This window comes from Psychrobacter sp. (assembly GCF_035469765.1).
In the GTDB taxonomy this organism is placed as follows: domain Bacteria; phylum Pseudomonadota; class Gammaproteobacteria; order Pseudomonadales; family Moraxellaceae; genus Psychrobacter.
The window spans coordinates 1-5,084 of sequence record NZ_DATIRM010000333.1; the positions used below are offsets into that span (position 1 = coordinate 1).

Sequence of the window (5,084 nt, forward strand, 5' to 3'; positions counted from 1 at the left end):
AAGAGTGGAGACAATACCAAGGGTAAGCGTGTTAAATAATGGTGTGCTTATCTGTATCAAAGCACTTTGAAAATGTGACAGTACGAGCTGCTCTGGCAAGGCGGCAGGGAAGCGCCAATAGCCAGCTAAAGACCACATCAGCAGACCAATGAGCGATAGGGCGATAAACCCTATGATGAATACCGTAGCGCTTGCAGTGAGTTTTTGCCAGATAGCATCCTTATATTGACGTTTCCCATTAACCAATGCCTCACTGCATAGCGCTTTGACCATACGCTCACCGCCAAGCCATAACGCAATTAAGCTGCCGGTCAATAGTAGCTGTAATATTGCCCCAGCCGAGGCTTTTATACGTAAGTTTAAATCAACATCATTGAACCATTGCATGATAGTGACAGCAAGCGTGGGCGGGGTGTTGGGTCCTAAGATTAATGGCATCTCAACACTGGCACTGGCGTAAGCGAGTACTGCCAAAATAGGCAAACGTAAGAAGGGGTACAAAATAGGAAATACCGCTTTAAAAAAGGCAGTAATAGGATAATAGCCCAAGTTTAGAGCAACTTGATATTGCTGGCGCAGCTTTCTGCCAAGCTCAGGCTGTGCGAACACACCAAGTGCCATTAACAATAGAAAAGGTAGCTCTTTAAGTACTAGACCTAAGATGATACTAATGCCATAAGGGTCATGCGGTAGTATGCCCTGTGGTGCCAGCTCCCAACCACTGAGCCATGGCGATATCATTCGTGCAATCATGCCAGAGGGTGCAATCAAAAATCCAACGGCAATGGCCGCTGCGGCATGCGGGATTACTAAAATAGGGCTAAGCAAACGTTCAATACGCGTGAGCCAAATACTATTAAAAAACGTCGCCAATATCATAATCGCAATGACGAAGGCGAGTAAAGTGCTGAGAAATCCGGTCGCTACACTGAGCGCAACCATTTGTTTAAGTCCTAGAGTTTGACCTAGCGCTCTAAATCCTTGTAGACCAAATGTCGTTGTTTCTAAAGCAGGCACCCAGCCAAACGCTGGCAGGATGACGCTGATTAAACCTCCTAATACAGGGAAAATAAGGAGCATCAGTAACAAACTAGGGCTTAGGGTCACTAAACGAGTAAAAAGGTCGGTTTCATAAGTCGCGGCTATTTGATTGCTTAAATTAGAATGAACGATAGCAGCATTAAGAGTATCAGTATTCACGCCATCAGCATTGCTATTATCAGTATCAGCCTGGTTTTTATGAACGGATTTTTTCATTCGCTCACCCCGTAGCGAGCTTGCCAACCTTGCATAATGGCGTCAACCCAGCTGGGGTGTGGTTCACTGACGGTTCGTTTAATGGCATCAAAAGGTAGGGCGCTTGCATGCGGTTTATTGGCCTTAAATAGTGCTTGTTGCTCGGCGCTAAGTGTCGATTGGACCAGCACCGTTTTATCTCCCCAGACAGCTGGATTTTGTTTATGCGCCTGTGCTTCTGGGCTTAATAAAAAGTTTGCCACCAATTGTGCCGCGGCTGCATGGCTTGCATTATAAGGAATAGCAACGAAGTGACTATTACTTAAACTGCCATCTGTCATGGCATAACTGCGAATACTGGGCGGCAAATCATAGCGCTGAACGGCGGCTGGTATTTCGGGTCCTGAAAAGGTAAAGGCCAAGCTGAGCTCTGTATCATCTACCAAGCGCCGCATTTGTGCGCCGCTTTGCAGGAATTGCTCACCTTTTCGCCACAGCATGGGATGTAGCTCATCCAAAAAGTCCCACAGCGGATTGAGTATCAAATCCTTGTTTTGTGCATCTACTGGCTGGTTAAGCTCTGCTCTAATAGTGGTTCCATTCTTGCTATCATTTTGCTCATGCAGCATGACCAAAGCGTATTTCAAAAAGCTCATACCTAAGAAATCAGGTGGCTTTGGGTAGCCAAAACGTCCAGGGTTTTGCTGTGCCCACATCCTTAATTGCTGCAAGGTGGCAGGCGGCTTATCTATCGCTAAGCTGTCATAATAAAAAGTCAATGATGCCTGTCCCCATGGCGCTTCCATGCCATTGGTAGGTATACCGAAATCAAGCATGACGGAAGGGTTGTTATTAGGATCAGTTAGCGCAAAGTTCGGCAGCGTAGGTGCCCAGTCCTTTAATAATAATTTATTCTCACTCATAGCAGCAAAGTTCGCACCGTTGATCCAAATTAAATCAACGCTACCTTTATCGTTATTATTGGCAGATTTTTCTGCAAGGACACGGCTGACAGCTTCACTGGTGTCGCTTAATTTGACATGGACCAAGTTGATATTATATTTTTTATCGACCGCTGTTGCAGCCCACTGAATATACGCATTAATTTGCGGATCCCCGCCCCAAGTATGAAAGTAAACGTCCTGATTTTCACCAGCTTGTACTGTCTGCTGCCACTGCAAGGTACTTTTATTATCTATGGCAGTGGGAGTCGAAGCGGTACTTGCAGAGATGCCAACACCTATACCAAGCACTATGATAAAGGCGCTATAGCGGCGCAGTTTTTTTGGTATTGTCAAAGCTGCTGGCAAGCTAGGAGGTTGCATGAATTAACCTCGACGCCAAGTATGATACTTCTCAAGCAACTGTAGCGCTTTTTTAGGCGCATGATTGCGTTTCCATTCGCCAGCTGCATACTTATTGCCTTCCGCCCATGTTGGATAGATATGAATGGTGCCCAGTATTTTATTCAGCCCTAGATTGTGTTTCATGGCTAGTACAAACTCAGCCATCAAGTCACCAGCATGTTCAGCGACGATAGTCACACCCAATATTTTATCTTTACCCTTTGGCGTAATGACCTTGATAAAGCCATGATTGGCGCTTTCGGTCACCGCACGATCTAAGTCTTTAAAGTCATAACGTGTGATTTCAAAGTCGATACCTTTATTAATCGCTTCTTGCTCATTTAAACCCACTCGTGCTACCTCTGGGTCAATAAACGTCGTCCATGGAATCACGCGATAATCTACTTTGAATTTTTTAAGATGACCAAATAAGCCATTGACCGCAGCGTACCATGCTTGATGGGAAGCCACATGGGTGAATTGATAAGGACCTACGATATCACCTGCCGCATAAATATTGGGGTAAAGGGTTTCAAGATACTCATCTGTACTAATGGTGCGCTCAGTGTCGATGCCCAAGGTATCAAGCCCGTAGCCTTCTAGGCGCGCACTACGACCGACTGCACAAATCAACTCGTCATACTCAATAGCAGTTTCTTGTTGATCATCAGTGCTGCCTTTTGGTGCTACGATAATATATTTTTTGCCATCGCGAGTTTCACAGCGATTCGCCTGCTGTGAGGTCAAGATATTAACGCCGCTATCAGTCAGTGCTTCTTGTGCAAATACAGAAACATCGACATCTTCCTTTTTCATCAGCCGCACGCCTCTTTCGATTTGGGTCACATCAGAGCCTAAACGAGCAAAAGCTTGTGCCAGCTCACAGCCAATGGGTCCGCCGCCAAGTACTACCAGCTTGCTCGGCGCTTTATCAAGTTTTGCAAACTTATCCCAAAGAGTATCGCTGGTCACATAACCTGTCTCTTCTAAACCCGGTAGGTCTGGGACAAAGGGGCGTGCGCCCGTCGCGATAACGATAGAGCACGCGGTTAATGTCTGAGTACCACCATCATTGAGGGCAATCTCAACCGTCCACGGGTCAATGAGTTTTGCATAGCCTTTTAATACCTCGACACCCAGTTCTGTATAACGCTCAACACTGTCATTTGGAGCGATATCAGCAATGACTTTATGGATGCGAGACATGATGTTTTTGAATGCAAAATCCGGTTGGGTATTGTTGAGTCCGTAACGCTCGCCATGGCGTATCTGCTCAACCACTTTTGCACTTTTTATCAGCGCTTTACTGGGAACGCAGCCATAATTTAAGCAGTCACCGCCCATCTCACCTGCTTCAATCAATGTGACTTTTGCTTTGACGGTCGCAGCAATATAGCTGGTGACAAGTCCACCAGCACCGGCACCGATCACAATCATATTACGATCGAATTTTTTTGGCTTATTATAATTTTTATAGACACGGCGTTTCTTGAGTATCGTTAATATGCCTTTCGCTATCAGCGGAAATAACCCTAATAATGCAAATGAAGCCAGTAGATCAAAAGACAAAATGCCAGATAACTGCTCGATTTGTGCCAACTGCGTACCGGCATTCACAAATACAAAGGTGCCGGCAAGCATACCGATTTGGCTGACCCAATAAAAGGTTCGTGCTTTGATAGCAGTCAGCCCCATCAGTAAGTTGATAAGAAAAAAGGGGAATATCGGTACAAGGCGTAGCGTAAATAAGTAAAACCCGCCTTCTTTTTTTACACCTGAATCGATAGAGGCAAGACGGTGAGGAAAACGCTGTTTGATGGTATCGCGTAATAAATAACGTGAGGTTAAAAAGGCCAATGTAGCACCGATACTTGAGGCAAACGAAGCGACCAATAAACCCTGCACCAACCCAAACAAAGCACCCGCTGCCAAGGTTAAAATAGCGGCGCCGGGTAAGGATAATGCCGTGACTAAGATGTAGACTAGAAAAAAGCCGCCGATGACTAACCATGGCGACTGTGTTTTATATTGCTCAAACTGATCCATCGAGCCTTTTAAGCCCTCAAGTGTTAATAATTCATTGAGGTCAAAATAAAAAAAGCCAATGACGCCAATCAAGACCGTGAATATCAAAACTATTTTTTTAATCATGGGTTATCCAGATAGATAATATAAAACATCGTGTAGTAAAGAATCACTTAGCAAAGAACAGTGCTGCATTCCTACTAGCTATAAGCTACTTTTTCATTATGAGTATAGCGATGTTATAAAATGACTGTTTGGGACAGGTCATCCATATTTTAGGATCGAACCAGTTAAGTGATTCTATTAGCTACATATGGAATGATTGCTCAAAATTTGATCATAAACAGACATAAAACAGGACTAATATTGGCTTTTCACGCAAAGCAGTCACTGTAATTGTCTAGAGAAGTATAGCACAAAGGTTGTTTAAAAACACCTTGACTTCCTTCCTAAGCGAAGGGGAGGAAGTAAAAACTA

Annotated in this window: 3 protein-coding genes; all 3 read right to left on the minus strand. The window is 44.6% G+C overall.

Features of this window, described 5'->3' with window-relative positions; genetic code table 11:
* A partial coding sequence (locus VLN09_RS09250; RefSeq protein WP_325245846.1) for an ABC transporter permease occupies window positions 1-1,257 on the minus strand: 1,257 nt, incomplete at its 3' end.
* Complete coding sequence (locus VLN09_RS09255; RefSeq protein WP_325245848.1) at window positions 1,254-2,561, minus strand: ABC transporter substrate-binding protein; 1,308 nt, start codon at window positions 2,559-2,561, stop codon at window positions 1,254-1,256. The genes VLN09_RS09250 and VLN09_RS09255, both read right to left, overlap by 4 nt.
* Window positions 2,562-2,564: 3 nt before the next feature.
* The gene (locus VLN09_RS09260) at window positions 2,565-4,733 is read right to left on the minus strand and encodes an FAD-dependent oxidoreductase (RefSeq protein WP_325245850.1); all 2,169 of its coding nucleotides are present in this window, start codon (window positions 4,731-4,733) and stop codon (window positions 2,565-2,567) included.
* Window positions 4,734-5,084: the final 351 nt, after the last annotated feature.